This window comes from Streptomyces katrae, assembly GCF_000966975.1.
GTDB lineage: Bacteria > Actinomycetota > Actinomycetes > Streptomycetales > Streptomycetaceae > Streptomyces > Streptomyces katrae.
Map to the genome: position 1 here is coordinate 1 of NZ_JZWV01000241.1, position 3,280 is coordinate 3,280.

General features: G+C 72.8%; 2 protein-coding genes. Both read right to left on the reverse strand.

Features of this window, described 5'->3' with window-relative positions; genetic code table 11:
• Positions 1-147: 147 nt before the first annotated feature.
• Positions 148-1,461 carry an extracellular solute-binding protein gene (locus tag VR44_RS10760; protein ID WP_045947204.1) on the reverse strand — a complete coding sequence of 438 codons (1,314 nt, stop codon included), beginning with the start codon at positions 1,459-1,461 and terminating at the stop codon, positions 148-150.
• A 37-nt stretch (positions 1,462-1,498) separates the two neighbouring features.
• Positions 1,499-3,280: WD40 repeat domain-containing protein (locus tag VR44_RS10765; protein ID WP_342669308.1), on the reverse strand; the 1,782-nt coding region annotated here is incomplete at its 5' end.

The following is a 3,280-nucleotide window of genomic DNA, read 5'->3' on the forward strand; positions in this document are numbered from 1 at the left end:
AGCCGGGCTGGAGCACGGAGTTGGCGAGGCGGGTGAGGCGGCGGTGGCGCTGGTCGGGCATGGGGGTCCTTGCGCAGAGGTGACGGTGAGGGGAGGCCGGGGGGGGCGCGTGGCGGGGGCCCGGAGGGCCGGGCCCCCTCGGGTCCGCTACGGGTGCGTGCCCGGTGCGGTGGTGTTCCCGTCCGGCGGCGGGCCGGCGTTGAGGCGTTCTTCCAGGACGGCGTCGGCACGGCGGCCCGCGGCACGGGGCGGCCGGCCCGTCAGTACGTCGGTGAGCAGGGTCTTGACGGGGTTGGGGGCGGCCTCGACGGTGGGCCAGCGGGGGTCGACCGGGGTGGTGTGCGCGTTGGCCGCGGCCTGGGCCTGGACCCGGACCCCGGGGTTGTCGATCGTCCCGGCGAGGGCGAGCCGGTTGGGCAGGACCCCGTTGGCGGTGGCCAGGCGTTCCTGGAAGGCGGGCCCGGTCAGGGCGGCAACCCAGTCGGCGGCCAGGTCGGGCTGCCGGCCGCGCTGGGCGACGGCCAGGTTCGATCCGCCGAGGAAGACGCTGCCGGGGCGGTCCGCCGAGGTTCCCGGGACGGGGAACATGTCCAGCTTTCCGCGGAGTGCGGGGTTGATGCGTTCGGCGTCGGCCAGTTCCCAGGGCAGGCCGATCATCTGGGCGGTCTGTCCCTTCGCCAGCACCTCGTACTGGAGCGGGTGGGCTTCGTCCTGGTCCTTGGGGGCCCGGGAGAACGACTGGAGCGCCTGGTAGTACTCCAGGGCCTCGACGGCGGGCCGCGTGCTCAGCCCGCCCCGCCACCGCATGCCGTCGTACTCCGCGATCCGCCCGCCGCGGTCGTGGAGGAACCCGGACAGCACGTACCAGTTCTGGCCCGGGAGGTGGAGGGGCTGGAACCCGGGCTCGGCCCGGTGGGCGCGGGCCAGGGTCCGGTTGGTGCGCAGCCATTCCTTCTGGTCCCGCGGCCGGGTGAGCCCGGCCTCCTCGAAGAGGTCCTTGCGGTAGATCACCACGCGTGAGGCGGCGTACAGGGGAATGCCGTACTGGCGCCCCTGCCAGTTCCCGGACTCGCGCAGGGAGGGGATCCACTCCGCCGCGCCGAGCCGGCCGGACTGGTCGGAGAGGTCCTTCAGCAGCCCCTTCGCGGCGAAGTACGGGGTCGTGGTGGTGCCGGTCTCCACGACGTCCGGCGGCGCGTCGGAGTTCAGGGCCGTCTCCAGCCGTTCGTCGATCCCCGGCCATCCCTGCATCCGCACGTTGACGGTGACTCCGGGGTGGGCCTGCTCGAACTCGCCGGTGAGCCGATCCAGTTCGGGCTGGGGGACGGATCCCCACATCAGCCACACGGTGAGTTCCCGGGCCGGGGAGGAGCCGCCGGCGGCGGCGTTCGCCGCGGTGGCCGGGCTCAGCAGGAGGAGGCCGGCGAGGAGGGCCGCGGCGCGGCGCAGACGTCGTGCCATGTCGTTCCTCTCTTGGGTTCCTTGGGAGGCGGGGGCGTCAGTGGGAGACGGGGTGGACGTGGCCGTCGTAGGAGCCGGCGAGGAAACGGCGGGTGCCGGTGTCGTAGGTGAGGGAGGAGATGCCGGCGGTCGTCACCCGGGTCGTGGCCCAGGTGCCGAGGGTGACGTCGTACACGGCGACCAGGCCGTGGTAGGAGCCGGTGGCGACGAACCGCCCGTCGGGGGTCGCGGCGACGGACTTGATCGAGTGGTCGTGCGGGGTGGTGACCACGGTGGGTTCGAAGCCGCGCCACAGCCGCAGCTTGTAGTCGCGGCTGACGCTGGCGAAGTCTCCGCCGGGGAGGGCGGCGCAGCCGTTGGCGATGCGGTCGTGGGCGTCGTCGACGTGGTGGATTTCGGTGAGGGTCTCCACGGAGAACCAGGTGGCGCTGCCGTCGGCGCAGACGGAGAAGATCCGGTCGCCGGAGACCGCGAGGCCCTTGACGGCGTTGGCGTGCAGGCGCAGGGTCGTCTCGTGCCGGAAGGTGCCGTCGGCCGCCACGGAGAAGACGATGCCCTCGCCCGTGTAGGCCCCGACGACCACGTGCGGGACACCGTCGCGTTCGAAGGCGGCGCCGCAGTTGAGCGGGGAGCGGTGCTGGTGGAGCACCTCGCCGGTCAGCGCGTCGAAGACCTTGCCCATCTGGCCGCCGGTGACGACGCGTCCGCCGACGGGGGTGAGGAAGTTGCACAGGCTGCCGGTCTCGCTGTGCGGGGTGCCGTCGGCCCACAGCACTCCGGCGTCGCCGATGGTGAGGGTGCGGCCCGCGTCCACGAGCACCGCGTTCACGCAGGGGGTGCCCTCGATCCCGTCGAGGTTCCACTCCCGGGCGGCGATGCGGTAGGTGGCGTACGAGGAGCCGAAGGTGGCGAAGGCCAGGGTGTCGCTGTCGAGGAAGGCGCAGGACCGCGGCCAGACCTCCGGCGGCAGCGAGGACGTGGCGACGGGGGCGAGCGGGCCGGAGGTGTCCCACACGCGCAGGGTGCGGTCGTAGCTGAGGCTGACCAGGAGTTCCCGGTCGGCGTTGTAGACGAGCCGCTTGATGCCCGCCTCGTGTGCCGGGTGGGTGGTCGTGGCGCCGTCGTCGGCGATGGCGATGATCTCGCCCTCGTCGTTGCCCGCGTAGATGGCGCCGGAGCGGGTGATGGCGACCGTGTCGGTCTCGACGCCGTCGAGGTCGATCTCGGCGAGCATGCCGCCCGTCTCCAGGGACCAGCGCTTGATGGTGCCGTCGTCGCTGGAGGAGACCAGCTCGTCCCTGCCGGTGACCCACTCCACGGAGATGACGTCCGCGGTGTGGCCGGTGAAGGTGGCGCGGAGCGCGCCGGTGAAGTCGAAGACCCGTACGCGGTGGTCGCGGGAGGCGGTGGCGATCAGCTGCTTGGCGGGGTGGAAGACGGACATCTCGACGTCGTCCTTGTGGTCGGCGAGTACGGCGACCAGCCGGAGGTCGGGGACCGACCACAGGCGGGCGGAGTAGTCACTGGAGGAGCTGACCAGGTGGCGGCCGTCGGGGCTGAACGCAGTCTGGTTGCTCAGGTGGTCGTGGGTGGCGCGGGCGAGGGCCTGCTTGCGGGCGGCGTCCCAGAGGATCAGCTGGTTGTCGTAGCCGGCGGTGGCGACGTACCGGGTGCCGTAGGCGGCGACGCCGCTGATGGGGCCGTAGTGGCGGATCACGTGGGTGTCTCCCTCGGGGTGGGTGTGGAGTGACGGGTGTGGGTGCGTACGGTGCTGCCGGTGCGTACGGGCATGCGTGGGCGGGACGGGGTGCGACGGGGG

Coding starts and splice junctions, on each gene's coding strand:
- VR44_RS10760 (WP_045947204.1), bottom strand. CDS start 1,461: ATGGCACGACGTCTGCGCCGCGCCGCGGCCCTCCTCGCCGGCCTCCTC.